Annotated in this window: 26 protein-coding genes, 1 pseudogene and 1 riboswitch; of the genes and pseudogenes, 5 read left to right on the forward strand and 22 right to left on the reverse strand. The window is 43.9% G+C overall.

Annotated elements, in window-relative coordinates; translation table 11 throughout:
* The 3 genes from BN1765_RS17195 to BN1765_RS17205 all read right to left on the reverse strand — a co-directional run.
* On the reverse strand, positions 1-306 hold a 306-nt coding region (locus BN1765_RS17195; protein WP_147554269.1), incomplete at its 3' end, for a helix-turn-helix domain-containing protein.
* Between the two features lie 111 nt (positions 307-417).
* Complete coding sequence (locus tag BN1765_RS17200) at positions 418-807, reverse strand: DUF2512 family protein (RefSeq protein ID WP_050616262.1); 390 nt, start codon at positions 805-807, stop codon at positions 418-420.
* Positions 808-1216: 409 nt separating this feature from the next.
* A complete protein-coding gene (locus BN1765_RS17205) occupies positions 1217-1546 on the reverse strand; it encodes a YuzD family protein (RefSeq protein WP_050616263.1) in 330 nt (109 codons plus the stop codon).
* A gap of 73 nt (positions 1547-1619) precedes the next feature.
* On the opposite strand from BN1765_RS17205, the pseudogene BN1765_RS17210 reads away from it, so the two are divergent.
* A pseudogene (locus BN1765_RS17210) lies at positions 1620-1915 on the forward strand (NifU family protein).
* A gap of 116 nt (positions 1916-2031) precedes the next feature.
* On the opposite strand, the gene thrB reads toward BN1765_RS17210, so the two are convergent.
* The 4 genes from thrB to yutH form a co-directional block, all read right to left on the reverse strand.
* Positions 2032-2955 (reverse strand): homoserine kinase, encoded by a 924-nt coding sequence (thrB, locus tag BN1765_RS17215; protein WP_050616265.1) that lies wholly within the window; start codon positions 2953-2955, stop codon positions 2032-2034.
* Positions 2952-4013: a threonine synthase gene (gene thrC, locus BN1765_RS17220; RefSeq protein ID WP_050616266.1), complete on the reverse strand. Its 1062-nt coding sequence runs from the start codon at positions 4011-4013 to the stop codon at positions 2952-2954. The genes thrB and thrC overlap by 4 nt, the downstream gene beginning before the upstream one ends.
* On the reverse strand, positions 4010-5308 hold the full coding sequence (locus tag BN1765_RS17225; RefSeq protein ID WP_050616267.1) for a homoserine dehydrogenase: 1299 nt from the start codon (positions 5306-5308) through the stop codon (positions 4010-4012). The genes thrC and BN1765_RS17225 overlap by 4 nt, the downstream gene beginning before the upstream one ends.
* Before the next feature lie 168 nt (positions 5309-5476).
* Positions 5477-6481, reverse strand: coding sequence for a spore coat putative kinase YutH (yutH, locus tag BN1765_RS17230; protein WP_050616268.1), 1005 nt, complete (start codon positions 6479-6481; stop codon positions 5477-5479).
* A 224-nt stretch (positions 6482-6705) separates the two neighbouring features.
* Between yutH and BN1765_RS17235 the strand changes: the two genes are divergently transcribed.
* On the forward strand, positions 6706-7203 hold the full coding sequence (locus BN1765_RS17235) for a phosphatidylglycerophosphatase A family protein (RefSeq protein WP_050616269.1): 498 nt from the start codon (positions 6706-6708) through the stop codon (positions 7201-7203).
* Positions 7204-7248: 45 nt separating this feature from the next.
* Here BN1765_RS17235 and BN1765_RS17240 read toward each other — a convergent pair whose 3' ends face one another.
* The 3 genes from BN1765_RS17240 to BN1765_RS17250 form a co-directional block, all read right to left on the reverse strand.
* Entirely contained in the window at positions 7249-8016 is a 768-nt protein-coding gene (locus tag BN1765_RS17240) for a TIGR01457 family HAD-type hydrolase (RefSeq protein ID WP_050616270.1), read from the reverse strand.
* A 121-nt stretch (positions 8017-8137) separates the two neighbouring features.
* Positions 8138-8752 carry a DedA family protein gene (locus BN1765_RS17245; RefSeq protein ID WP_050616271.1) on the reverse strand — a complete coding sequence of 205 codons (615 nt, stop codon included), beginning with the start codon at positions 8750-8752 and terminating at the stop codon, positions 8138-8140.
* Positions 8753-9115: 363 nt separating this feature from the next.
* Complete coding sequence (locus tag BN1765_RS17250) at positions 9116-9559, reverse strand: DUF86 domain-containing protein (protein ID WP_050616272.1); 444 nt, start codon at positions 9557-9559, stop codon at positions 9116-9118.
* Positions 9560-10033: 474 nt separating this feature from the next.
* Here BN1765_RS17250 and BN1765_RS17255 point away from each other — a divergent pair, with 474 nt between their 5' ends.
* Complete coding sequence (locus BN1765_RS17255; protein WP_050616273.1) at positions 10034-10300, forward strand: DUF3055 domain-containing protein; 267 nt, start codon at positions 10034-10036, stop codon at positions 10298-10300.
* Between the two features lie 85 nt (positions 10301-10385).
* Here the strand turns inward: BN1765_RS17255 and BN1765_RS17260 are convergent, their stop codons facing one another.
* Together BN1765_RS17260 and lipA are read right to left on the reverse strand one after the other, a co-directional pair.
* Positions 10386-10664, reverse strand: a complete 279-nt coding sequence (locus BN1765_RS17260; RefSeq protein ID WP_050616274.1) for a YutD family protein — start codon at positions 10662-10664, stop codon at positions 10386-10388.
* A 175-nt stretch (positions 10665-10839) separates the two neighbouring features.
* Positions 10840-11760 (reverse strand): lipoyl synthase, encoded by a 921-nt coding sequence (gene lipA, locus BN1765_RS17265; protein WP_050616275.1) that lies wholly within the window; start codon positions 11758-11760, stop codon positions 10840-10842.
* 168 nt (positions 11761-11928) lie between these two features.
* On the opposite strand from lipA, the gene BN1765_RS17270 reads away from it, so the two are divergent.
* Positions 11929-12918: a M23 family metallopeptidase gene (locus BN1765_RS17270; RefSeq protein WP_050616276.1), complete on the forward strand. Its 990-nt coding sequence runs from the start codon at positions 11929-11931 to the stop codon at positions 12916-12918.
* A 123-nt stretch (positions 12919-13041) separates the two neighbouring features.
* On the opposite strand, the gene BN1765_RS17275 is transcribed toward BN1765_RS17270, so the two are convergent.
* The 5 genes from BN1765_RS17275 to BN1765_RS17295 all read right to left on the reverse strand — a co-directional run bounded on the left by BN1765_RS17275 (position 13042) and on the right by BN1765_RS17295 (position 19216).
* Positions 13042-14634 carry a Na+/H+ antiporter NhaC family protein gene (locus tag BN1765_RS17275; RefSeq protein WP_050616277.1) on the reverse strand — a complete coding sequence of 531 codons (1593 nt, stop codon included), beginning with the start codon at positions 14632-14634 and terminating at the stop codon, positions 13042-13044.
* A 129-nt stretch (positions 14635-14763) separates the two neighbouring features.
* Positions 14764-14945: riboswitch (Lysine riboswitch) on the reverse strand.
* Between the two features lie 125 nt (positions 14946-15070).
* Positions 15071-16171 (reverse strand): HD-GYP domain-containing protein, encoded by a 1101-nt coding sequence (locus tag BN1765_RS17280; protein WP_050616278.1) that lies wholly within the window; start codon positions 16169-16171, stop codon positions 15071-15073.
* A 380-nt stretch (positions 16172-16551) separates the two neighbouring features.
* Positions 16552-16851 (reverse strand): YunC family protein, encoded by a 300-nt coding sequence (locus BN1765_RS17285; RefSeq protein WP_050616279.1) that lies wholly within the window; start codon positions 16849-16851, stop codon positions 16552-16554.
* A gap of 67 nt (positions 16852-16918) precedes the next feature.
* Complete coding sequence (locus tag BN1765_RS17290) at positions 16919-18286, reverse strand: bifunctional metallophosphatase/5'-nucleotidase (RefSeq protein WP_050616280.1); 1368 nt, start codon at positions 18284-18286, stop codon at positions 16919-16921.
* An 81-nt stretch (positions 18287-18367) separates the two neighbouring features.
* Positions 18368-19216: a DUF72 domain-containing protein gene (locus tag BN1765_RS17295; RefSeq protein ID WP_050616281.1), complete on the reverse strand. Its 849-nt coding sequence runs from the start codon at positions 19214-19216 to the stop codon at positions 18368-18370.
* 200 nt (positions 19217-19416) lie between these two features.
* On the opposite strand from BN1765_RS17295, the gene BN1765_RS17300 reads away from it, so the two are divergent.
* Positions 19417-19818 (forward strand): DUF1259 domain-containing protein, encoded by a 402-nt coding sequence (locus BN1765_RS17300; protein ID WP_050616282.1) that lies wholly within the window; start codon positions 19417-19419, stop codon positions 19816-19818.
* Between the two features lie 178 nt (positions 19819-19996).
* Here the strand turns inward: BN1765_RS17300 and sufB are convergent, their stop codons facing one another.
* The 5 genes from sufB to sufC all read right to left on the reverse strand — a co-directional run bounded on the left by sufB (position 19997) and on the right by sufC (position 25234).
* Positions 19997-21394 (reverse strand): Fe-S cluster assembly protein SufB, encoded by a 1398-nt coding sequence (gene sufB, locus BN1765_RS17305; protein WP_050616283.1) that lies wholly within the window; start codon positions 21392-21394, stop codon positions 19997-19999.
* Positions 21395-21468: 74 nt separating this feature from the next.
* Positions 21469-21903 carry a Fe-S cluster assembly sulfur transfer protein SufU gene (sufU, locus tag BN1765_RS17310; protein WP_050616284.1) on the reverse strand — a complete coding sequence of 145 codons (435 nt, stop codon included), beginning with the start codon at positions 21901-21903 and terminating at the stop codon, positions 21469-21471.
* Positions 21893-23122: a cysteine desulfurase gene (locus BN1765_RS17315; protein ID WP_050616285.1), complete on the reverse strand. Its 1230-nt coding sequence runs from the start codon at positions 23120-23122 to the stop codon at positions 21893-21895. The genes sufU and BN1765_RS17315 overlap by 11 nt, the downstream gene beginning before the upstream one ends.
* Before the next feature lies 1 nt (position 23123).
* The gene (sufD, locus tag BN1765_RS17320; RefSeq protein WP_050616286.1) at positions 23124-24428 is read right to left on the reverse strand and encodes a Fe-S cluster assembly protein SufD; all 1305 of its coding nucleotides are present in this window, start codon (positions 24426-24428) and stop codon (positions 23124-23126) included.
* A 17-nt stretch (positions 24429-24445) separates the two neighbouring features.
* Positions 24446-25234 (reverse strand): Fe-S cluster assembly ATPase SufC, encoded by a 789-nt coding sequence (sufC, locus tag BN1765_RS17325; RefSeq protein WP_050616287.1) that lies wholly within the window; start codon positions 25232-25234, stop codon positions 24446-24448.
* Between the last annotated feature and the right edge of the window lie 384 nt (positions 25235-25618).

Genomic DNA, 25618 nt, shown 5'->3' on the forward strand with positions numbered 1-25618 from the left:
AGCCTTCTTCCACGAAGCAATCATAGGAGGATTCGTGATCCCGAAGTGCAGGGCTGTTTCTGTTTCTGAAGAACCTGTTCTTTGCATAAAGCTTAATACATCCAGCTTGAATTGAACAGGATAAATGCTCTTTTTTGTCTTTCTTCTTAATCCATCTTCACCAAATTTCTCATAGTTTTTCACCCACCTTTTAATCGGTGTACTACACGGTAATCCATGTTTCTGAGCTAAAAGCGTATATCCCAGTTTTCCTTCTAAATATTCTTTCACAACCATTAATTTAAAGGTTTCACTATATTTAGCCATAAATAAACACCCCAAAAGTTAGATTTTCAACTCTAACTTTTGGGGTGCAGTACATTGAGTGAGGGGGCTTTTTTGATTTGCTCATCTTTTTACAAATTCATATTTTATACGTTACTCAACCTTTGTATTAAAAACATTACGATCTAAATATTTGTGGAAGAAAAACTCGCCCAATCCAATAATGACAGCAGAGATAATGGAAGCAATTATTAAATCTTCGTTATCTAATGATACGTCTAATCCAAGGCCCATTAACCAAATAATCACAAAAGCCAAGATTAGATCAGATATGGTTGCTATCATATTTCTCGTGCTTTGCTGTTGTTTGTTTGCTGTACCACGAAAGATCAGCAGGTCACCAATTAAATAAGCTCCGATCGTTAACACAAGACTGATCCACATGGAGTCGCCAAAAGCAACATCGTATATTCCTGTCATTATAATGCCTACCACAACTGCAATCATCAAAAACTTAATTACTAGTGCTTTGATATGGTTCACGATATTCACCTCTTTGTTTTAATTTATATTTCTTTCTACCCGTTAAAAATAAAGTGAAACGTTGACCGGTAGGGGGTTTATTCACCTTCCGACAATCTTAAGTTAACTAATCGGGTTCTTGTTGGTGCTTAATCTCCTTTCGTCGCTCTGGTGGGAAGTGCCAGTCTTAGCGCCAGTTAGAATAGGATAGAATCAGTATCCCGTTATTTTTCATGATAACCTATCGCTTTTACAAGAGAATGATCCGTTAGCTGACTGTTCTTCTCATCAGACAAAAAGGATCCTAGAGAGCAGCAACTTTAAAATTGCTGCTCTCTAGGATCCAGTCTACAATCCACGTCTTTTTATGGACTCTCCCCCACTTGTTTACGCTTACATACAAGCATTAAAGATTCCTTTACACGCATTTCTACTGGCTTACACGGTAGCCATACTGTTCCATTTCCCTGACAATGTCTTTCAGCTTTGGATTCCCTTCGCCCACGATTTCCCCTTTAATGACCACAACCGGATAAAAGAGGTCTTCCTCGATGATTTTCGCACTGAAATCTGCCTTTTCTTTTTCGTCTTGTTCGCTATATATATCCACATACGTGACAGAAAAAGGCTGGCCGGTGAATTTGCGCTCAAGAGCGGCCTCCAGCCATTCATATGTATCTTTTGATGAAGGCAAATTGACGCAGCTGGCACAGATTTGTTCCGCTCCGTATACAATAATTTCAACAGGCGATGCAGTCATGTAACAATCCCCTTTCTTTTCTTTCCTTGTTATTGTAATGGAAACCAATCTTTTCCGAAAGTGAGAATACTTAATGGATTTTTTAGCTTATGGTGATTATAATATGTATAGATATAGAAAGGAGTCGATGATATGTCTGAACAAGCTATGTTCGGCCAAGTTCAAGAAGTACTGGATAAACTTCGCCCCTTCTTGCTTCGTGATGGGGGAGACTGTGAACTTGTGGATGTAGAAGATGGAATTGTAAAACTTCGTTTGCTTGGTGCATGCGGCAGCTGCCCAAGTTCTACTATCACACTAAAAGCTGGAATCGAGCGTGCTCTTCTTGAAGAAGTACCCGGTGTAGTAGAAGTGGAACAAGTTTTCTAATAAATGATTATGGATGCTCAGTGATTTCACTGGGCATTTTCTTTTTGAAGAAAACGTAATCTCGGAACATTACTGCCCACTAGCAACGGCAAAAAGCTAAGCAAACTTGCAGTCGCTTAGCTTTGCATTTTCATCGTTTGAGCATGGCTGACGGTGCATCCTTCTTCATCAATAGGCACATGTTTCACTTGGCAATCCGGGAATGACTGTTGCAGCTCCCTCACCAAAAAAGGAATGCGTTCTTCCTCGGCGAACGAAACCACACTTGGCCCGGCACCGCTTAAAGCTGTTCCAAAGGCTCCAGCTTTCTCTGCCGTAGCTTCTGCCTGTTCCAGCAGTGGTACAAGCTTGCGTCGGTAAGGCTGATGGAAACGATCCATTTTCATCATTTCTCCGGCTGCCGTAAAGTTGCCTGATAGCAGGGCAGCCAGGAATGTATTGGCGATTGCGCTTGCACGCACAGCTTCTCTATAGTCAAGAACAACCGGGAGAACGTCACGGGAATCGCTGGTCATTAGCTCATAGGGAGGAATGACAGCGACAACCCCAATGTTTGGCAATGAAAAAGAAAGAAGGCGAGTATGTTCCTGATCATGTTGCCCCACTACCAGCCCTCCTGTCACTGAAGCGCCGGCATTATCCGGATGCCCCTCTTCCAAAGAAGATAACCGAACCTTTTCTTCCGGGGATAAATGAAGGCCCCTAAGGGTATCCGCTAACTGAATACCGGCCACAATGGCTGCCGCACTGCTGCCCAGCCCACGTGCCAAAGGGATCTCACTTGTGATTTTCAACCGGCATGGCGCAAGCTCAACGCCATATTTGGCAGCTGTTTTCAAAGCTACTTGAATAATAAAGTGATTCTCATCCCGAGGAAATGCAGCCATTTCCTCTGTCATAGGTTCGACAACCCATCTATTGCTCTCATAGACCTCCACAGTCAAATACAATGAAAGCGCTAAACCAATGGAATCAAATCCTGGCCCGAGATTTGCCGTGCTTGCCGGGACTTTTATGCGGAACATTATATCTTCTGTCATACGTATGCAACGCCATTCAGATGCTGGATGATTGCCTGTTCGTCAGCCGGCAGCAAGATTGGTTTAATGTCCCCATATTCAACGGCAGTGGCAGGATCTTTCAATCCATTGCCTGTCAAGATTGCTACAACGGTGCTGCCTTTCTTTATTTCACCGCTCTTCAACTGCTTGATCACTCCCGCAATGCTTGCACAGGATCCCGGCTCGGCAAAGATTCCCTCTCTTCTGGCCAATAAACGGTAGGCGGACAAAATCTCTTCATCTGAAACTTCATCTATTTTCCCATGGGATTCCGAAGCTGCTTCAACAGCATATTGCCAGCTGGCAGGATTGCCGATGCGGATGGCGGTTGCGATTGTTTCCGGCTCTTCAAAAATACGGCCATGGACGATAGCAGCGGCTCCTTCCGCTTCAAACCCTCTCATCTCAGGGAGCTTCATACCTTTCTTTTCGTGGTATTCCTTGAACCCCTTCCAATAAGCTGTAATGTTGCCGGCATTGCCTACAGGAATCGCCAGAACATCGGGAGCTTGACCGAGCGCATCGCAGATTTCAAAAGCCGCTGTCTTTTGTCCTTCGATCCGGTAAGGGTTGACTGAGTTCACCAAAGAAATAGCCGATTGTTCTGATATGCTACGGACGATTTTAAGCGCATGGTCAAAGTTCCCGTCAATGGCTACGATTTCGGCTCCATACATGACAGCTTGCGCCAATTTGCCCATCGCAATCTTCCCGTCCGGTATGACGACAATACAACGTATGCCCAATCGGGCGGCATAGGCGGCAGCAGCGGCAGACGTATTGCCGGTGGAAGCACAGATAATCGCTTCACTGCCATCCTCCACTGCTTTTGCCACGGCCATGACCATGCCTCTGTCTTTGAAGGAACCGGTTGGATTAGCGCCTTCATACTTCACGTGGAGGTTGATGCCCCATTCTTCCGATAAGTTCCCGCAATGCAGAAGCGGTGTGTTTCCTTCCAGCAAGGTAAGCTTCGGCGTGCGTTCGGTAATCGGCAAAAATTCCGTGTACTCAGCCAATAGTCCTTTCCAACTCATTTCTTGTCATCTCCTTCGACTCTGTATGTACTTTTTATTTCCAATACCAGTTCATTGTCACGAAGCTGCTGAAGAATAGTATGGAAGTTCTTCAGCGATGCCCGGTGGGTTACCAGCACAATTTCAGCATGTCCTTTTTCAGCCAATGGCAGCTGCAGGATTTTTTCAAAGGAAATCGAATGCTGTGCAAATAGGGTGGTAATCGTTGCAAACACGCCGATTTCATCTTTTACATGAAGGCGCAGGAAGTGTTTAGCAAAAATTTCATCCTCATTTTTTAGGTTTTTTTCATATTGGGGTGCCCCAGCGCTTCGCCCATTTATATGAAGGCGCATATTTTTCATGACGCCCACCAAATCGGACACAATGGCTGTGGCAGTTGGAAGGCTGCCGGCACCTGGTCCGTAGAACATCGTTTCTCCCACTGCCTCTCCGTAAACATAGACGGCATTATATTCGTCATTGACTGCCGCAAGCGGGTGCGTTTCATTCAGCAACGCCGGCTGTACGCTCACTTCCACCTTTTCGCCAACGCGGTCCGCTATGCCGATCAATTTCATTGTATATCCCAGTTGCTTGCTGTAATCAATATCTTCTTCTGTTATATGAGTAATGCCTTCACAGCTGACATCATCAAGATCAATATTCATCGAAAAGCCGAGCGTGGCAAGAATGGCCATCTTCCTAGCAGCATCCAATCCTTCCACATCGGCTGTCGGATCGCTTTCCGCGTAGCCCAATTGCTGTGCCTGCGCCAGGGCTTCTTCATATGGGCTTCCAGACTTGCTCATTTTGGTCAGGATGAAATTAGTAGTCCCATTCACAATTCCCATCATTTTGGTGATACGGTCGGACGCCAGACCATCCACCAGCCCCCGCAGGATCGGGATACCGCCTGCAACACTCGCTTCGTAGAAAAGATCACATTTATTGCGGGTCGCCTCAGCTAACAATTCAGGTCCATACAGCGCCATTAGGTCTTTGTTTGCTGTCACGACATGCTTTTTGTTCCGCACGGCCCTGAGCAGATATTTCCTTGTCTCTTCGACGCCCCCCATCACTTCAATAATTATATTGATATCGGGATTCTCTAAAATATCATCCGGGGAATCCGTCAATAACGCCGGGTCAACATGCACGTCTCTTTCCTTCTCGATATTCTTCACCAGTATCTTATTAATCCTGACTGGGCAGCCAATTTGGTGCATCAGTTTATCCTGGTGGTTCTCGACGATTTTCACCACACCGGAGCCAACTGTCCCTAGCCCCAACAAGCCAATTGAGATTGCATCCATCGTTATTCCCCTCTCGTTTGTTCTCTCCTCATATACATTTGTTTTTATATAAAAGACATTATAGACTTTCCGACTATTATTTTCAATAGTCAAAAATAACAGAATATTATTGGATTGCAATTATTGTACCAGATTTCAATATATAAACAGGAGATTTTCTTTGAATATTTAAAGCCAATCCACTCTGGGAATCTTGAGATGTGTAAGAGGAACTCCATTTAGTTCATGGAATTGCTTTAGGAAATCCTCATAATAGTGCGATTGCTCAAGGCATTTCTCCAATGTCTCCTCTCTTTTTCTTTGATTGCTCTCCGTTCCGCCGGAAAAATAATTCTCTACGCACTCCAAGTAGTGGACAGGAAAGAGAAGCCGGGCATACAGTAAACGCCAGGAGAACCCTGACAAGGGAAGTCCTTGCTGATATTCTTGCAGGAATTGCACCATAGAAGGTTGGTAGGTCTGCGGGTATCGATGGAAATTTTCCCGCACCCATTCCCCCAAATCCCTGCTGTGGTGGTCGAATACCCAATCGAACGGATTCTTCACTAAATAATCTCCACTCCAAGTGTCAGTATAAAACCGATCGTGGCAGATGGTTCCGGCATCCCATGGCGAAGGCTCGTCATCTAGCTCACTGTCCACTAAATATTGGATTGCGTTTTCTCCAAGCGCAAGATAGTACGGAAAGGATTCAACAAATAATGTTTCAAACTCATTCGAGGGGTGGGCATGCAGCTTCTCCCTCCATGCTCTTTCAACAGCATCCAACCGCTCCTCCCATAGCCCCTTCCATTGTCCGATCCGGTTGCAGGCCGTGACTTGATCAGGATATTGCCTGGCCCTATGGTGGAACTTTGCCAGTTTACTGCCCATCTTATAATCCCTTGGCTCTTGTAAATGATAATTGGCCAATAAAACGAATAATGTTTCATCCACCTCCGATAAATAAGTTTGCTCATTTGACATGACAAACGAAGAGACAAAATGGTCGCCCTGCTGCTGCATAAATTCTGACATTCGCAGCCGCTCAACCAATTCCTGTTCTTCCAGTTCATCTATGGGGACAATGGTGAATAAAGCATCTCCCGAAAAGAATTGGCGGTAAGGGCCCTTCGTTTCCTGTCTTTCCATGACCAGTCCATAGTTCTGGTACACCACGTCTTCAAGCATCATAAACACTCCTCTTTATGTAGTAATCAACAGCCTTTCCGTGCATCCTACACTATATATATGAAATACTGCCCGTCCATACGCATTTTCCGGCGAAGAAACAACGAAAGCTCTGCGCAAGAAAAAAAGTAGACGAATCCGGGGCGGGCGCATACCATACAGTAACGATTGAAAGATCCTGCGTTAACCGGCAGAAAATGCGACTACATGAGAAAAGGTGAATGAATATGCTGAAGGAACAAAACAATCTATCGGAACAAACTGCCCGCAAATGGCTACAGGAGCGCGGCGTTACTGTCACAGACATCGCCGAGCTTGTGATGTATTTGCAAAAGGCGTATCACGAAAATCTATCAATGGAAGACTGTTTGGAGAATGTCGAAAGGGTCCTGTCTAAACGGGAAGTCCAAAACGCCATTCTTACTGGCATTCAATTAGATATTCTGGCTGAGAAAAAACTGCTAGATGAACCTTTGCAATCAACTATTGCTATAGATGAGAGCCTATATGGCGTCGATGAAATTCTCGCTTTTTCTATCGTAAATGTTTATGGCAGCATCGGATTTACCAATTACGGATATATAGACAAACAAAAACCGGGCATCCTTAAAAAGCTGAATGACAAGTCCAGCGGAGAATGCCACACCTTTCTGGATGACATTGTCGGTGCTATTGCAGCAGCAGCCTCCAGCAGGCTTGCGCACCGATCTGAGCATGTTGAATAAAACAAAACGCCCCGCTGTTCTCGAAGCGGGGCGTTTATCTTTTTCTTATTCAAATTTCCATTGATCCAGCGAAGGCAATACATGGGTTGGCTGGTCCTTATAACCGAGCAACAACTCAGGCGTTGTTACGCCAGTATGCACGAGCAATGTATCCAGTCCGGCTTTCATACCGGCCATGATATCAGTATCATAATTGTCTCCGACCATAAGGGTATATTCTTTATCGACACCGAGTACTTCCTGGGCTTGTTCCATAATAATGCTTTCCGGTTTGCCGATGAAAACCGGCGAGACCCCTGTTGAAACCGACACAACGGCCGTCAATGAACCGGCACCAGGCAATAAACCTCTTTCTGTCGGGATAGCTATATCACCATTTGTAGCTATGAAGGTTGCTCCGGCTCTCACTCCCAGACAAGCCTTCGCCAATTTTTCGTACGTGATCTCTCGGTCGATGCCCGTCACCACAAAATCAGGATTTTCCTCCACAAAAGTAAAGCCCTTCTCCTGAAGCGCATGGCGAATTCCTTCTTCGCCAATCAGATAGATTGTTGCATTCGGTTTAATTGAATACAAATAATTCGCTGTTGCTTGGCTTGTTGTGAAAACCTGTTCATCTTCTGTCGGGATATCGAATGCCCGAAGCTTTTCTGCTACTTGAGCCGGTGTCCGGGAAGAATTATTGGTTACAAAAAGATAAGGCAATCCTCTTCTTTTGAGTTCATGGACAAATTGTCCGGCCTCTTCGATTTTTTCGGTCCCTTTATACATCGTGCCATCCAAATCAATTAAAAATCCTTTATACTGCTTCAATCCGACCACTCCAATACATGTTGACTTTCAGTTCTCTTCCTTATTCTAGAATACTTTATCACAGACGATTGGCCCCTGCAAAAAAAGAAAGGATGCTTTGCGGGCATCCTTTCATACCTATTTAGTTGCGAATTTTTTCCGCTTTCTGTTTATTGCCGGCAAATTGCCTATATGCGACATAGCAACCGATCAATAACACGGCTGCACCGGCAATAGGAAAGGCATATTGATCGAACATCGCGCCTGCCTGCTCCCAATTTTCCCCCAGCTTCATACCTAGGTAAAGATAGAAATACGTGATTGGATACATCGCTATGAATGTATACACACTGAATTTCATAAGGCTCATTTTTGTCATCCCGCATGGAATGGAGATAGCCGTCCGTACAACCGGAAGGAAACGGGCAAAGAAAGCAACGCCAGGTCCATATTTTTCAAAGAAACGGTCTGATGCGGCGATTTGTTTTTCTGAGACCAAAAAGTATTTTCCGTATTTCTCCACCAATGGCCTTCCGCCGTATCGGCCCAATGCATACAATGTAATCGGCCCGATTGTTCCGCCGATGGTGCCCGCCAATGCCAGCAGATGGATGTTGAACTTGCCTTCCGAAACGCCATAGCCAGCGAGTGGCAAAACGATTTCTGCAGGTATAAATTCAAAACATAACGCTAAAAGAACGCCAAAATAGCCAAATTGATGAAAAAAGTCTATAAACATCTGAATGTAGTCTGACATTTGTAGTTCACCCCAAACTCTAAAATAACGTATTCAACTTATCCAGGCTTCGCTCTTCTCATCCATTCCTATAAAGAAAGCAGAATCGAAAAGGATCATAACCTGTCTTTTAAGCCGAATAATTCCTATGATGCTTGTCCTCTATTGTCAATCAAAAAAGACCGGACACTTTAGACTTTAAGGCATACAGCGTTATTACACAAGCATATTGGGGCAAAAAATCAATTCCCTTATATTTCATGTCAGCCACAAACAGACAGCTCAGCGAACGTAACCGCTTTCCTTTTCCCGTTCTAACTGGCGAACAACAGTAAGAACTAAGGTTGTTTCAACGAATAAAGCCTCTGCGATTAAAGTATCGCTTTAATGCTCTGGTTTAAAGGCCGTAACCGGTCCCAACTCATTCTTCAAATATTCTCTGACTGCATGCGGGAAGGCTAGATAAGCTGAAAAGTTTACGTTCCAGGTTTCTTTTACTTTTTCATGGTCCATTTCAAGATAATCTTGGACAATCATTTTTCGGATAGGCAGAATTGCTTTGAATTGTTTTTCCAATTCCTCTGTTATCACTTTTTCATCAAGGAGGATATCAATAATATCATCATAGCTGCCAGGGTCTCTCATAATAAAGCCATCGATAATGGCATTGCCTACATCAAGGACACAATCCGTCATCACATGGGCAATCCGTTCTAAAGCCAAGAGCTGGATCGGATTTTCCCAGTTGCTTTCTTCTTGGTATAACTTACTGTATTTTTCCATACACTGCAGGTTTATCTCAATTTTTTGCCGGTCAACGAAGTACATATCTCTTCTTCCCTTCATTTCAAAGTGCCGTGCTTCCACCCTACTTTCCGGCAGGAAGCCCTTCAGCCACTGTCATTAAATAATTGTTCCCTTTATCCCCTTCTAACTGGCGCTAAGACTCCACTTCAACACGAAAGTGAAGACAAAAATGGCAAGTGGATGGCCACGCGCCAGTAAGAACCCGATTGGTTCAACTGCTAATTGGTGGGGGATGATTGAAAGCCCCGCCGATTAAAGTTCCATTTTATTTTATCACGAAAGACAGAAGTAAGGTAAAAATATACCAACGGTTTAAAATAATTGGATTATTTAATCTTTTCGCCCGAAAACTGGTAGAATAGGTAAGAATCAAAAAATAAAGGTGACGAAAAGGGTAAGTGGGAGATTTGAGCGGCAATAAGAACTTAGGGCTCGGCGGCCAGCCTGTATTAACCCACCATTTCATTTTATTACGGATAAAAGGAGCGGTCTTGCATGGAAGATATCTTCTATTTATATGATTATAAAGAAACAACGAATACGAGATTTGTCAGCTTTGTCGGGGACAGCCAACGCTTTGATCTGGCAATTATTTCTTCGGATCGTTTTTTTGGCAAGCAGTTGGTGCTTGATATGCAAAGCAATACTTTTGCCATACTCGGCAGTGATGACCTTGAAGAAGAAGGCTATTTGGAATCCGCCTATTCCCTCACTGCCCAGCAAGCGGAAGAACTACGGGGATTTCTGGAACAAATCATTTAGGGAGTTGAGGTTGTCCACTATTTGTACTGGGCCGATAGAAAGCAAAAAGAAACCCACACGATTCATGGGTTTCTTTCTGTTCAAGCTATCCTTTTTTTACCTTTTTAACAACAAAATAAGGGCAGCCAAAATTGCAGTATTCATATAAGTACTCAGACAATGTACTGATTTTCGTATCATATGAGGACTTCTGGTTTTGGTCATCAAAAAAGCCGCGCAGGCGAAGCTGTCCATATCCCCAGTCGCCGACAACGTAATCGTATTTATTCAAAATCTCGCTGTAGCGCCCTTTAAAGGCTTCTTCATTATAGCCATTGCGGTAATCTTCAACCAACTCATATTCCACATTATTGATTGTAACCATTTTCTCCTCACCTCGACGATCATCCTTGCTTCATTATAACTCAACATTGCCCTCAAAAAAACAGCTTCTGTTTCTGTTATAACAAAAGCGCGCGTACAGAGTATACGGCCCAAACGCCCAAGCTCATATCTTTAACGACAGACAGCGTAAAAACTTCCGCTGCCAGCCATCCATTTTAACGCCCTGCCACGGCTTTCTCGCCGTTTTCATGTTTCATTTTTGCGGCAGCATTCACCTGTTCGTCAGCATGGTAAGATGAACGGACAAGAGGACCTGCTTCACAATGCGAGAACCCTTTTGACATTGCTATCTCTTTAAGTTCCTGAAACTCCTGCGGGCTATAGTATTTGAGCACTGGAAGATGTTTTTTGCTTGGCTGCAGATACTGTCCAATGGTCATAATATCCACATCATGGGCTCTTAAATCATCCATGGTTTCAATAATTTCCTCAAAAGTCTCTCCCAACCCCACCATCAAGCTCGACTTAGTCGGGATATCAGGCTGAAGATCCTTTGCACGTTGAAGCAATTCAAGCGAACGGTCGTACTTTGCTCTGGCGCGTACACGGTTTGATAGCCGGCGCACTGTTTCGATGTTATGGTTGAGAATGTCAGGACGAGCATCCATCAATGTCTTTATATTATCGTAATCTCCCCCCATATCAGAAGGTAGGACTTCAATCGTGGTAAACGGATTTTTTCTTCGGATTGCATGGACTGTCTCAGCGAATACGCCGGCTCCTCCGTCCTTCAAATCATCCCGTGCGACAGCGGTTACAACCACATGTTTTAAATTCATTTGAACCACTGAATCTGCTACGCGTTCCGGTTCCGCCAAATCCAATTCCGTCGGCAAGCCTGTCTTAACAGCGCAAAAGCGGCATGCTCTCGTACAAATAGATCCAAGAATCATAAAGGTAGCGGTTCTCCGCACAGCCCAGCATTCATGGATATTAGGGCATTTTGCCTCTTCACAGACTGTATGGAGATTTTTTTCCCTCATCATCTTTTTCAGCCCGGTGTAGTTCTCATTGGTATTTAACTTAATTTTCAGCCATTCAGGTTTGCGGAGATATTCAGTATTTTTGTTGCCCAAAAAAGTCAGCTCCAATCTTATAAAAAAATACAGGATTTGTAGTAAATGTAACATATTGAAATTATTGTGTCCAAGCATTTGGCACCGTTTTACCAATAATTAATACTAGTAATTACGCCTGTTCATCGCACACTACCAATAGAGATTTTTAAGGAAGGAGTGAAAGGGATGCTGACTGCAAGAGTATGCACCTTCATTTTTTTACTGTCTTGTATCCTGTTCAGCCCGGAAGCAGCTACGGCGTCATCTTCCTCTTCTCCTGATGCCGCCAGAATGGCCATGTATAAACAAATCGAAGCAAGCTATCAAATCCCATGGTATTACATAGCTGCCATCGACCAATATGAACATAGTGTCCGAAATACGAGAAGCGACTTGCCTGACTCCAAAGGGCTGATCGGAATCCTGTATTCTTCCGAAAAGTGGAGCGGCGTGATGAATCCCAATCCATTTGATACAAACCCGGCACGCATTGCCTTTTTCGAAGGCATGGGCAAGGATGGCAATGGCGATGGGAAAGCAGATGCCAACAACGATTTTGATGCACTTGTCTCAATGGCAGATTATCTGGCAAGGTTCGGAACCAATGATGATAATCTCAGGATTGCCCTCTGGAAATACTATAACCGAGATAAAGCAGTTGGGATTGTCATGGGTAACGCCAAGCTCTTCAAAAAATATGGCACCATATCACTCAATAAAAAAGCCTTTCCTGTCCCGATTAACTCGACGTATAGCTATAGAAGCACATGGGGCACCGCAAGAGGATGGGGCGGCAGGCGGACTCACGAAGGAACCGATATCTTTGCCGGGTATGGCGTACCGGTGCGGTCGACATCATACGGCATTATAGAAATAAAAGGCTGGAACCGTTACGGCGGCTGGCGCATCGGAATACGGGATATCAATAATACGTACCATTATTACGCCCACTTGAATGGGTTTGCAAAAGGCTTGGAAGTTGGGCAGATTGTGGAACCAGGCATGGTCATCGGCAGTGTCGGCAGTACTGGCTATGGGCCACCCGGAACAAGCGGCAAGTTTCCTCCCCATCTTCACTTTGGCATGTATAAGGATAACGGCCGCATTGAGTGGAGCTTTGATCCTTACTATCATCTAAAAGTGTGGGAACGACTAGAAAAACGGACAAAACGATAAAGTGAAACCTTAATCGGTGGGGGTTTCCCAAATCACTTCTTTGTCTTCACTCCTCTGTAAAACGGAAGCTTTAGCGCATTTAACAGAGAATAAAACGGGCATCCAATTAGGAAGCCCGTTTATTTAAAAATCATTATCCAATGAATCACTCATCGCCAACTCTGTACTTCTCTGGCGCAGGGAAACAACAATTAGGACTGTAAACAGGACGGCCGCTGCCGCAACGAATGATAGTAACACTTGGTTCGTGAAGCCCAAGACCAAATATCCCACAGATGATGCGCATGCTGCCACAAGAGCATACGGAAGCTGGGTCAAAACATGGTCCATATGATGGCAGCCGGCTCCTGTGGATGAAAGGATCGTCGTATCGGAAATAGGCGAACAATGGTCTCCAAAAACAGCCCCGGCAAGAACTGCTGCCAAGGACGGCAATAGGAGCGAAGAATCCATCGTTGCCACAATATCCCCCGCCAACGGAAGCAGAATGCCGAAAGACCCCCAGGAAGTGCCTGTCGATAAAGCCATCAACCCGGCAATTACAAATAGGATGAATGGAATAAAGTCGGCACTCAACTCCATTTTTTCAACCAATCCTGCCAGGTAAGCCCCCGTTTGCAGTGCACCCACTAAATCCACAATAATCCATGCGCACACCAAAATATAGACTGCTGGAAGCATCGACTGGATTCCCTCGCGTATCCCCATCCATCCCAAACCGGGACGAAGCGCTTTTTTAACAAAGACCTGGCGCAGGAATAATAGAGCCGTTACAACCAACCCGAACAACCCTCCGTAAAATAAAGAGGTAGGGACGTCCGTATTTTCAAACATCTGCAGCACGGTAGCTTGCCCTTCCACTGCCTTGCTTCCCGTCCACAGCATAGCAGCCACAGTTCCGGCAACCAATGAACCGATCGGAACCAGCAAATCATAGACCGAACCATGCTTGCTCATGGGGAGATCGCTTTTCAATTCTCCCGGCGCCTGTTTATCCGGGTTCATCACCACTCCTGTCAAACGGGCACGCTCTTCATGGATGTGCATGCTGCCAAAGTTAATATTCTTCCAGGAAGTAAAGAATACAAGCAATAAGGAAGCCCACACATAAAAGTTCAGAGGAATCATTTGGACGAATGCCGTAAAACCGCTGATATCCAATGAATTGGCAGCCAATATAGGCGCCATGATGGCAATGATATAGGCTCCCCAACTAGAAATCGGTGAAATGACACACACCGGCGCTGCCGTTGAATCGATAATATAAGCCAGTTTGGCGCGGGAAACACGGTTGCGGTCCGTCAGCGGCCTTGATATTTGGCCGACAGCCAAACTGTTGAAATAATCATCGATAAATATAACAATTCCGAGAATGCCAGCGGTTAATTGGGCTCCTGTCCGTGTCTTCACTCTTTTCAATGCCCATTCTCCAAAAGCCCGGCTTCCTCCCGATATGGTGACAAATGCAGTAATGCAGCCAAGGATGAGCAGAAAGAACAGGAGATATACCTTGCTTGTATTTAAGGTCCCTTCACTAATAAATAAATCGATCATTGTGTTGCCAATAATGGACAAGGCTTTCGTTGGCTGAAAATCTGCCAGCAATAAAGCTGCAGATATACTTCCCACAGCCAAGGACAAAATCACGCGTCTGGTCAAAAGGACCATGACCAATGCCAAAATAGGCGGGATTAGCGTATAAACTGTATTTTCCATCCTTCATCTCTCCTTTAAGAGTTACCTAAAGGGCAAGAGGAGTTAACCTGGCCGGACAAATAAAAAAAGTAATGAAAGGATAGAAAACAACCTTTCATTACTTTTTAGGTAATGTATGTGATCGTCCCATCGCTCTGTAGCTCCCCATCATAAGCCAACCTTATGATGACAGTGCTGCTCTTCTTTAGAACAGCCCCAGCAGTGGACAGCCGACTCTGTCACACCACTTCGGCAAAACAGCCTTTCGAATGTGGTCATCGTTGTCATCCTCACACATTCTACTCTTCAGTTCTGCATCCTCTACCCCATGCGGTGATAGTTTTTATGTTATTATTATTCTAATATATCAAAGCGATATAAAAATGGCAAGAGAAGAATAGCGCCAGTTCAATGACTGACCGGCGGAAACAAGAATCCTGGCCGATCAAAATCCGCTTCATTTGGACAACAATGTTTTATCACAATCCACAATTAGTACATCCATCTTTTTCAAAAGATCGACCTCATAAACCTCTGTGACGATCTTATTGTTTTCTTCGATAATCCTTACCACCGGCCGGTCGCTGACTCCGACGTTTTGCCGGGACACGACTCCTATCCGGCCGTCGTTCAGCACAACCGTCAGCCCGATTGGATAAATGGCGACCGATTTTCGAAAAGCCTCTACAATTTTCTGGTCGAATAGAGACCCTGATCCTGAATAAAGGATTTCTAAGCCTTCATGAGGCAGCATCGCTTTGCGATAGACCCGATTCGAAGTCACCGCATCAAAGACATCCGCTACCGCAATAATTTTGCCGTAATAATGGATTTCGCTTCCTATAAGGCCGCGCGGATAGCCGGATCCGTTCAGGCGTTCATGATGCTGGAATGCACAATGCGCTACTAAAAGAGGGACTGTACCGGCTTTCTTCAAGATATGAAAGCCATGCTCGGCATGTTTTTTTATTTCCTCATATTCAAGCTCGGTTAACCGGCCTGGTTTCAGAAGAATATCAAGTGGGATTTTCGTCTTTCCCACATCATGCAAGATACTGCCCATACCCAGTATTTCCAATTGTTTTTGCGAAAGATTCAGCTGCATGCCGATTGCTAGTGAATACAGCGTCACATGAAAGGAATGGATAAAAATGTAGCTATCATGTATATACATATCGGAAAGAATCGTCAGCAAATTGTCGTTGCTTTTAATTTCCGACATAATATTCCTAATGAGCGCGCCAAGCTTTTTGGCTGCTTTTTCTATGACAAAGGAACTGTTGATCAAAGACTCCTGCTCCCCAATTTCCATAAACGCCTTTTGGATGGTCGCAATGGATTCAGCTCTTGTTTGTTCCGAAATCGTACTCTTTGCTTCTATGCCTTCCGTTAAAGAATCTTCTATATAAACGAATGGGATGCCCAGTTCCTTCAACCTGGCAATCATTCGTTCGTTTAACGCTATACCCTCTTGTAAAAGCACATGTTTACTACCGTTATAAATGGTTTTACCCAATATATTCCCCGGGTTTAAATACTCTGTAGATATTAGTCGCATGATATTCTCCTATGGTACGATTCGGTTTGCCATTCACTTCAATGGAATGCTTCCACCCACGTTTTTGCCTCAACGTCCGATTGGTTCAACTATTGATAGCAGGGGATGACCGAGCCCTTTCACCTATCAACGTTTCACTTCATCATCTAACTGAGAAAGAAATGCACAAATACTAATTATTGTAATAATAAAAATATTATACAAAATATGAGTCTAAAAAACGATTAAATTTTTAATAAAGTGTAACTTTAATCAGTGAGGATTGTTGCTAATTTGGCATTAGTATGCAATGATTGCCATCCGCTAGCAATCACTAAATCTGTTAAAACGTAGTTAAGCTTTTTAAACACAAAGAAACCGCCTAATAGCGGCGGTATTGTTTACATATATAATAAAGCGTCTTTTCCTGACATCCCCTTGGTGACGCCCAGTTCTTCGGCGCCTGCCGTAATCGATTCAAGCGGAGCATCCAGCAGTTCCTGCAACGTTTTGACACCGACTGCCCTTCCGGCTACGATGCCCCGGTCTTTCAGTTTTTCATTCAACAAGGCAACATCCAAAGCACCGCACATAATATACCCTTTATCAGATGTGATCATTAACAAATTCGTTTTAGGCAGTTGAACCGTAACTGCTGTAAAAGTCCGACCATCAATTTGGATCGGTTTTAACTCAACCATCTACATCCTCCCTTTCCTTACCCAATACCATATGCTTAGGCAAAGGAAGGGGTGATTGTCGTCCTTCCTACGAATCCGGATAGAGCTCAGCCAGTTTAAACCCAAGCAGGTCTCTCAAAAATTCGGGAAGATAATACTTTTTTGTGTTGTTCCTTTTGATGCTAGGGAAGAAAAATCCAAATGTAAACATATCGGGTATTGCCAGTTTATACATCTGTTTAGGCATTAGTTCCTTACCGGCAATGTATATATGATGGCGGTCTGGCACGCTAATTTGGCTATAGGCCATGTTCCCCATGACACTTCCCCTGAAGCCGAACCCCTTAACAGGCATATGCGGCCACTCCGGATCCCTGGATTGAATAATAATCTCTTTTAATTCCTGGCCAGTCAATTCGACTAAGCAGGGATTAATGGGATGCGGACAGATTCTATGAAGATCCAGCATCGTTACGGGTCCCGCTTCCAAACCATCCAAGAGCAGGCCGGCATTCAATATCGCGCAATCTGCCTGACACCATTCACGCAATGTATCTGCAAGCAATTGGGCAAGCGGGGAAGGATCAAACCACGCCGATTCAATCGGTTCAGGAAGTGTGCATACGACTGTTGATAATCCTTGTTGGCCTACTTCTTCCAAGCCGGACAAGAAATCGTCCGTTCCCTCGGCAGGCGGTTGGTTATTCATATCATACAGGCTCGTCTTTAGCTCTGGGCTTCCTTGGCCATATAGGCCGATTTCCACATGGCCTACATATGTGCCTCCTTTGCCGGCTCCACATAAAAGTGTCCGGCCCACCATCTTTCCTTTGTGGAGAATATGGTGTGTATGGGCGCCCAATATCACATCAATAGCAGGAAGGCTTTCCGCAATCTGTTCATCGGTTTCCAAACCCAAATGGGAGAGTAAAACAATCAAGTCACACTCTTCTTTGACCGCTTCGACTGCCCTCGCGATTTCTTCAATTGGTTCTGTGATCTGCCAGCCCAATACTTCGTAAAATGCTTTAAAATTAGCAGTCGCTCCGATTATTGCAACTTTGTTCCCTTTTTTGGTTTGATGGATGCTATAAGGGTGCGCCCATCGAGGACGCTTTCCGTCTTTTCCATAAAGATTGGCTACAATGACTTCAAACGCCGCTTCATCGTATAGATGGTCCAGCACGTCATAAGGAAAAGTAATACCCTCATTATTGCCGATCGTTGCATATTGGCAGCCTAATTCATTAAGCAATTTAACATTCCCTTTACCGAGTAAGGCTTCCGTATATGGGTGGAAACGGTCTGCGTGGTCGCCCAAGTCAAATATGATGCTTTCCTCATCCATCTCTCTATGCAGCTTTTTTCTCTCAGAAATGAAATTCTTTATTTGTAACCAATGCTGAAAATGGCTGTGAAGATCATTAATATGATATAAATGTATCGTTTCCTCCATCATTTCCTCCTCTTTTCATCCTGCTGAAACACTGAAAGCAGTCAGGTGTAAAATCAAACGTTTGTTTCACGCCCTGTTTTTCTAGAATAAGTCCAATTGTCTGGGGGCCAGCTGTGTATAGGTAATGCCCAGCATGTCAATCATCTGTTTGGCATTTAACGCCGCGTCCCCTCCAGAATTATTGTTAAAAACCATGTAGATATCATTCGTTTGGTTTTGCAGCAGTTGGAGATATTCCTTCCATTCTTGAAGTTCTTTTTCATTATATTTATATAAGAAACGGACAGCCCGCCAATTCTCCCCGTTAGCAGGCTTATTCCAACCGTAAACATTGCGGCCATGCATGCGGATAAAGGCTTTGCCCCTATCGGTTGCCTGTAAAACAAGTGGAACCGATCCCTCACCTGCCTGGGGTTCATCGCAAATACAATGAATCCAGCCCTCTTCCCTCATAAACTGAAGCGTCTTATCGCGGTATTCTTCACTGAACCAAGTCTGGTTTCTGAATTCAAGCGCTAGGGGAATATCCCCCATTTGCAATTTGCACCATCTTAAATAAGTGACATTTTCCTTAGTGCATTGAAACCAAGGCGGAAACTGGAACAAGACCATCGCAAGGCAATCATTCTCTATATAAGGAAGCAGGGATTCCCTAAAAGCCGCAAACATAGCTTCTTTGCTGTCAAAAGGAATTTTCCCTCTGCTATGGCCCGTCATCCCTTGATAAGCCTTAACGATAAATTGGAAACCATCAGGCGTTTCACGGATCCACTTTTCACTGTTTCTTCGGGGTTGAATGGCATAGAAAGCTGTATCCACCTCAACGATGGGAAAATGCTCAGCATATCCCTTTAACCGGTCTCGGGCAGGAAGTTTATGTCCATAAAGGAATTCATGGTCTCCCCAACCTGTCACACCAATATAGATCATCCCTAATCACTTCCTATCCTCTATTACTGTCATTTTATCATAGGAAAAATCAGAAAGCTCAAATCCTGCGCTTCGTAATTTTAAATCCTTACTTAGGAAAAAGGGCCCTTTCCCTCTAAACAAAAGTGATTGGACTAGCATATGCTAAAAAGCAGAGGATATTATTTTCTTCAAGTGTACGACAGAAAGGAATGGGCAGAATGAGCTCTAAAAATCAACTTTGCCAAGAATTTGCTAGAATACTCGGCGGGCAAGGAAGCCTGGATCGAAATGGGGTTTGTTTAGTACAAAAATTTCGCAATATAGACTTCAAGATTCTCGGACGCCATACAAAGTCTCCGTTGGTCAATCCTCAATTTTTTTCATTTGAGCAATTGGACCGTCAGGGAAATGCTTTGAATTTAGGGGAAACGGTTCTTTTGCAATCAGAAATCAATCCTTTATTGACTGAACTGCGAAAAATGGACATTATTGTAACCGCTGTTCATAACCACTGGCTATTCGACCACCCGCGTGCCATGTATATGCACTTTGAATCCATTGAGCCGCCACTGGAATTTGCCAGAAAGATAAGAAGAGCATTTAGAGTATTAAAGAAATAAGCAGACTTTTTAAGGTCCTATTTTCTTTGGTCGGCGAGAATTGTCCCTCACCACCCGCTAGTTGAACCAACCGGATTCTTACAGTAGATTGATCTCCAATTCTTAACACTTGTTAGCACGAAAAAAAAGGCATATGAAATGAAAACATTTCATATGCCTTTTCGTGGTTAAAATCAAATTATCCAATAGAACCTTCCATCTCGAATTTAATCAAGCGGTTCATTTCAACTGCATATTCCATTGGAAGTTCTTTAGTGAATGGCTCGATGAAGCCCATAACGATCATTTCAGTCGCTTCTTGCTCTGAAATGCCTCGGCTCATCAAATAGAATAATTGCTCTTCAGAAACCTTCGAAACTTTTGCTTCATGTTCCAAAGAGATATTATCATTCAGGATTTCATTATAAGGAATCGTATCAGAAGTTGATTGATTATCCATAATCAATGTATCACATTCAATGTTGGAACGAGCTCCATCCGCTTTGCGTCCAAAGTGAACGATTCCGCGGTACGTTACTTTTCCGCCATGCTTGGAGATGGATTTGGATACAATCGTTGAAGATGTATTTGGCGCCAAATGGATCATTTTAGCACCAGCATCCTGGTGTTGCCCTTTGCCGGCAATCGCAATAGATAATGTTAAACCTCTTGCCCCTTCGCCTTTAAGAAGAACAGCTGGATATTTCATCGTCAATTTAGAACCGATATTTCCGTCAATCCATTCCATTGTTGCGTTTGCATCACATGTTGCACGCTTCGTAACGAGATTATATACGTTATTTGCCCAGTTTTGGATGGTTGTATAGCGGCAGTATGCATCCTTCTTGATGATGATCTCAACTACAGCACTATGCAATGAATTTGTTGTATATACAGGAGCTGTACATCCTTCTACATAATGCACGCTTGCTCCTTCATCAACGATGATCAGCGTACGCTCGAATTGGCCCATGTTTTCAGAGTTGATACGGAAGTATGCTTGCAGCGGCGTATCCAATTTCACGCCCTTAGGCACATAAATGAAAGATCCGCCTGACCAAACTGCTGAGTTAAGCGCTGCGAACTTGTTATCCGTTGGCGGAATGACAGTCGCCCAATGCTCGCGGAAAATATCTTCGTTTTCGCGGAGAGCGGAGTCTGTATCCTTGAAGATGATTCCTTGTTCTTCAAGCTCTTCCTTCATGTTATGATAGACAACTTCAGATTCGTATTGGGCAGATACGCCGGCAAGGTATTTTTGCTCTGCTTCCGGAATGCCCAGTTTATCGAATGTTTGCTTGATTTCATCAGGCACTTCATCCCAAGATTTTTCCGATTTCTCAGATGGCTTAACGTAATACGTAATCTCATCGAAATTCAAACCGGATAAATCCCCGCCCCATTGCGGCATAGGCATTTTATAAAAGTACTCCAATGATTTCAAACGGAAATCAAGCATCCATTGAGGTTCATTCTTCATTTTTGAGATTTCTTCAACAATCTCTTTCGTAAGTCCGCGCTTCGAACGGAAAATACTAACGTCACGGTCGGAAAATCCGTATTTATAATCACCGATTTCTGGCATTTTTTTTGCCATTGGACGAATCCCTCCATTTCACAGTCCATCCTGGAAACATTGTTCTTTCCTTTCCTAGATGGATGCTGATAATCTTATTGCTCTTTCAAACCTTTTTCCATCGCCTTCCAAGCAAGTGTCGCACACTTGATACGGGCTGGAAACTTAGAGACTCCCTGCAATGCTTCTATATCTTCAAGATCATCTTCTTCAAACTTATAGTCTTTTCCTTGCATCATATCAGAGAAGGATTCAGACATATGAAGCGCCGTTTCAATATCTTTGCCTTTAATCGCCTGAGTCATCATGGAAGCCGATGACATCGAGATTGAACAGCCTTCTCCGTCGAACTTGGCATCAGCCACCTTGCCGTCCTCTACTTTTAAAGTAAGATGGATACGGTCGCCGCACGTAGGGTTATTCATATCGATTGTCAGGCTGCCTTCATCCAAAGATCCCTTATTGCGGGGATTCTTATAGTGATCCATAATGACCTGGCGATAAAGATTATCTAAATTACTAAAAGACATTAGAGAAATACTCCTTTGTTTTGATAAGCCCCTCTACGAGCTTATCAATATCTTCTTCTGTATTGTAAAGATAAAAGCTGGCTCTTGCTGTTGCCGAAGCTTTCAACCATCTCATCAAAGGCTGCGCACAATGGTGTCCGGCCCGGATGGCAATGCCTTCCGCATCCAGCACAGTTGCGACGTCATGCGGATGGACATCCTCCAGGTTAAAGGTAATGACACCTGCCCGTTGCGAACTATCCTTAGGCCCGTAGATGGTGATGCCTTCAATTTCAGACATCCGCTTCAACGCATAATCAGCCAGTTTATGTTCATGCTTTTCAATTTCATCTAGCCCAATGCTTTCAAGGAAATCAATGGCTGCACCCAATCCGATCGCCCCTGCAATGATTGGTGTCCCGCCTTCGAATTTCCAAGGGAGTTCCTTCCATGTTGAATCATACAGATCAACGAAATCAATCATTTCTCCGCCAAATTCAATTGGAGGCATCTCTTCAAGCAATTCTTTTTTCCCGTAAAGAACACCTATACCGGTAGGCCCGCACATTTTATGGCCGGAAAAGGCATAGAAATCACAGTTTATATCCTGTACATCCATTTTGATGTGTGGAGCTCCCTGTGCGCCGTCCACTACCATAACTGCCCCATTTTCATGGGCAATCTCGGCAACTTCCTTGATTGGGTTGATGACACCCAGTACATTCGATACATGGGCCATCGATACAATCTTGGTTGCTGGAGAAATGGTCTTCTTCACTTCCTCAAGGGAAATGGTGCCATCCTCCTGCAATGGAATATACTTCAGCGTGGCACCTGTCTGCAGGGCCAACTGTTGCCATGGGATGATATTGCTGTGGTGTTCCATTTGGGAAATAACGATTTCGTCCCCTTTTTTTATAGTGGACCGGCCGTAGCTGGCAGCCACTAGGTTAAGGGAAGCAGTCGTTCCTTTTGTAAAGATAATTTCTTCAGTTGAAGCTGCGTTTATGAATTTGCGCACCTTTTCCCGGGCGCCTTCATATCCGTCTGTAGCTCTTGTCCCAAGGGTATGGACACCCCTGTGGACATTAGAGTTGTAACCTTCATAATATTGGTCGATAGTATCGATCACTGATTGAGGCTTTTGTGAAGTCGCTGCTGAATCCAAATACACCAACGGCTCTCCATTGACTTCTTGATCAAGAATCGGAAACTGCTTACGAATTTCACTTGGGTTCATATTATCGAACTTTCCTTTCAATTACCTCGACCAATTGTTTCTTCACTTCTTCAATTGGAAGCTGGTTGACAACCGGTGCAAGGAATCCGTGAATAATTAAGCGTTCAGCTTCCGCTTTTGGAATGCCTCGGCTCATTAGATAGTATAGTTGGACAGGGTCTACACGCCCAACAGATGCTGCATGGCCTGCCGTTACATCATCCTCATCGATCAAAAGGGCTGGGTTGGCGTCTCCGCGCGCCTTTTCGCTCAACATTAGGACACGTGATTCCTGTTCGGCATTCGCCTTGGTTGCGCCATGCTCAATCTTGCCGATTCCGTTGAAGATGGATGAAGCACTGTCCTTCATTACACCATGCTTCAGAATATAGCCTTCAGAATTCTTGCCCCAGTGGACAATGCTTGTTGTGAAATTCTGTTTTTGTTCGCCGCGTCCGACTACAACCGTCTTCGAATCAGCATGTGAACCATCACCGACCAGGTTCGTAATGTTTTCGGAAATGGTATCTCCATCATTCATCAAACCTAATGCCCACTCGATTTTTGCATTTGCAGCTGCCACACCGCGTCGGTTTACATAGGTTACAACATCTTTGGTTAATGTATCAACCGCTCCGTAAACAATTTTCGCATTATCGCCGGCAATCACTTCAGAAGCGATATTAACCAATCCTGCGCCTTCCACAGTGGAGAAGTAATTCTCTACATATGTCACCTGGCTGCTTTCCTCAGCCACAATCAGTACGTGGTTGAATAGAGAAGCTTCCTGGTTGTCGCGGATAAAAATAGCCTGTAAAGGTTCCTTCACTTCTACGTTTTTAGGAACGTAAATGAAAGCCCCCCCGTTCATTAATGCAGCATGTAGAGCAGTCAAACGATGCTCATCAACTTTAATGGCTTTTGTCATGAAATATTTTTGCAGCAAATCGCTGTGCTCTCTTGCTGCAGTAAATATATCAGTGAAAATCACACCTTGTTCCTTCAATTTATCCGACACAGAAGAAAATGCTGGTGTATTGTTGCGTTGAATATATACATTATGGTTCTCGTTTGTGCCGACGATGTTTTTTACATCCGCAGGCAATTCATCGATTGAACCATAGACAGAGCTTTCGACTGCGTGTGCAGGAAAGTCCGTAAAGTTCCAGCTATTGATCTTGGTCTTGTCAGGCTTCGGCATTTCTAGAGAAGCTGCTTTTTCGAAAGCATCTTCTCGTAATTCCGTAAGCCATGACGGTTCATTATTTTGTTTGGAATAAGCGCTGACCGCGTCTTTTCCAATTGATAGTTTCAATTCTGTAGTCATCGAAATCCCCCCAGCACTTACGCTTCTTGGCCTTCAGTTTCGTCTTCTTCAATACCTAGTTCTTTCTTGATCCAGTCATATCCTTCAGCTTCCAGACGTTGTGCAAGTTCTGGACCGCCTGATTTAACGATGCGGCCTTGCATCATAACGTGGATGTAATCAGGAGTGATATAGTTCAACAGGCGTTGATAGTGGGTGATAATCAAGCATCCGAAATCTTCGCTGCGCATTTCATTTACGCCCTTAGAAACAACTTTTAGAGCATCGATGTCTAAACCGGAGTCGATTTCGTCAAGGATGGCAATCTTCGGTTTAATCATCATTAATTGAAGGATTTCATTACGTTTTTTCTCTCCGCCTGAGAAACCTTCATTCAAATAACGTTGGGCCATATCTGGATCCATTTCAAGGAATTCCATTTTCTTGTCCATTTCGCGGATGAATTTCATGAGGGAAATCTCATCGCCTTCTTCACGGCGGCTGTTGATTGCGGAACGCAAGAAGTCAGCATTGGTTACGCCGGAGATTTCACTTGGGTATTGCATAGCAAGAAACAAGCCTGCTTGAGCGCGCTCGTCAACTTCCATTTCCAATACGTCTTCGCCATCTAATGTAACGCTTCCACTTGTAACTTCATATTTAGGATGCCCCATAATAGCAGATGATAAGGTAGATTTACCAGTTCCGTTCGGTCCCATGATTACATGGATTTCTCCGCCGCTAACTTCAAGGTCTACCCCTTTTAGGATTTCCTTATCCTCGATGGCAACGTGCAGATCTTTCACTTTCAATGTAGAACGTGTCATATTTATACCTCCAACAATGTCATATATAGTAAATATATTTCAAAAACTTATTCTCACTTTATTCTCATTACAATATTATAACAAATGAAAAGTAGAATCAACTAATTATGCCTTCTTAATCACTGTGCCGATAGTGCATATTCTGCCAGTGTTCCCAGGCCGATTAACATACTTTTATTTTTTCTTCTATATGTATACTACTCCATTATGCGCAAGAAGTAAAAAAACCAGATAATAAAAGCATCTGGTTTTTTTCTCCAACTTATTTAAATACCCGCCGACTGTATTCATTCAAGATTTGATGACTTTGAGCGTAGCTTCTTTCTCTCTTTCTCTCAACACGCATCCTTACGTCCAAGTTCCGGCTGTAAACGTCATAGCCTA

This window comes from Bacillus testis, from assembly GCF_001243895.1.
Lineage (GTDB): Bacteria > Bacillota > Bacilli > Bacillales > DSM-1321 > Bacillus_AD > Bacillus_AD testis.

Bases quoted from the DNA above. Each gene is read 5' to 3' on its own strand.
- BN1765_RS17205 (WP_050616263.1), bottom strand. From the start codon at position 1,546: ATGACTGCATCGCCTGTTGAAATTATTGTATACGGAGCGGAACAAATC.
- thrB (WP_050616265.1), bottom strand. From the start codon at position 2,955: ATGACAGAAGATATAATGTTCCGCATAAAAGTCCCGGCAAGCACGGCA.
- thrC (WP_050616266.1), bottom strand. From the start codon at position 4,013: ATGAGTTGGAAAGGACTATTGGCTGAGTACACGGAATTTTTGCCGATT.
- BN1765_RS17225 (WP_050616267.1), bottom strand. From the start codon at position 5,308: ATGGATGCAATCTCAATTGGCTTGTTGGGGCTAGGGACAGTTGGCTCC.
- yutH (WP_050616268.1), bottom strand. From the start codon at position 6,481: ATGATGCTTGAAGACGTGGTGTACCAGAACTATGGACTGGTCATGGAA.
- BN1765_RS17235 (WP_050616269.1), top strand. From the start codon at position 6,706: ATGCTGAAGGAACAAAACAATCTATCGGAACAAACTGCCCGCAAATGG.
- BN1765_RS17245 (WP_050616271.1), bottom strand. From the start codon at position 8,752: ATGTCAGACTACATTCAGATGTTTATAGACTTTTTTCATCAATTTGGC.
- BN1765_RS17250 (WP_050616272.1), bottom strand. From the start codon at position 9,559: ATGTACTTCGTTGACCGGCAAAAAATTGAGATAAACCTGCAGTGTATG.
- BN1765_RS17255 (WP_050616273.1), top strand. From the start codon at position 10,034: ATGGAAGATATCTTCTATTTATATGATTATAAAGAAACAACGAATACG.
- BN1765_RS17260 (WP_050616274.1), bottom strand. From the start codon at position 10,664: ATGGTTACAATCAATAATGTGGAATATGAGTTGGTTGAAGATTACCGC.
- BN1765_RS17270 (WP_050616276.1), top strand. From the start codon at position 11,929: ATGCTGACTGCAAGAGTATGCACCTTCATTTTTTTACTGTCTTGTATC.
- BN1765_RS17275 (WP_050616277.1), bottom strand. From the start codon at position 14,634: ATGGAAAATACAGTTTATACGCTAATCCCGCCTATTTTGGCATTGGTC.
- BN1765_RS17280 (WP_050616278.1), bottom strand. From the start codon at position 16,171: ATGCGACTAATATCTACAGAGTATTTAAACCCGGGGAATATATTGGGT.
- BN1765_RS17285 (WP_050616279.1), bottom strand. From the start codon at position 16,851: ATGGTTGAGTTAAAACCGATCCAAATTGATGGTCGGACTTTTACAGCA.
- BN1765_RS17290 (WP_050616280.1), bottom strand. From the start codon at position 18,286: ATGGAGGAAACGATACATTTATATCATATTAATGATCTTCACAGCCAT.
- BN1765_RS17295 (WP_050616281.1), bottom strand. From the start codon at position 19,216: ATGATCTATATTGGTGTGACAGGTTGGGGAGACCATGAATTCCTTTAT.
- BN1765_RS17300 (WP_050616282.1), top strand. From the start codon at position 19,417: ATGAGCTCTAAAAATCAACTTTGCCAAGAATTTGCTAGAATACTCGGC.
- sufB (WP_050616283.1), bottom strand. From the start codon at position 21,394: ATGGCAAAAAAAATGCCAGAAATCGGTGATTATAAATACGGATTTTCC.
- sufU (WP_050616284.1), bottom strand. From the start codon at position 21,903: ATGTCTTTTAGTAATTTAGATAATCTTTATCGCCAGGTCATTATGGAT.
- BN1765_RS17315 (WP_050616285.1), bottom strand. From the start codon at position 23,122: ATGAACCCAAGTGAAATTCGTAAGCAGTTTCCGATTCTTGATCAAGAA.
- sufD (WP_050616286.1), bottom strand. From the start codon at position 24,428: ATGACTACAGAATTGAAACTATCAATTGGAAAAGACGCGGTCAGCGCT.
- sufC (WP_050616287.1), bottom strand. From the start codon at position 25,234: ATGACACGTTCTACATTGAAAGTGAAAGATCTGCACGTTGCCATCGAG.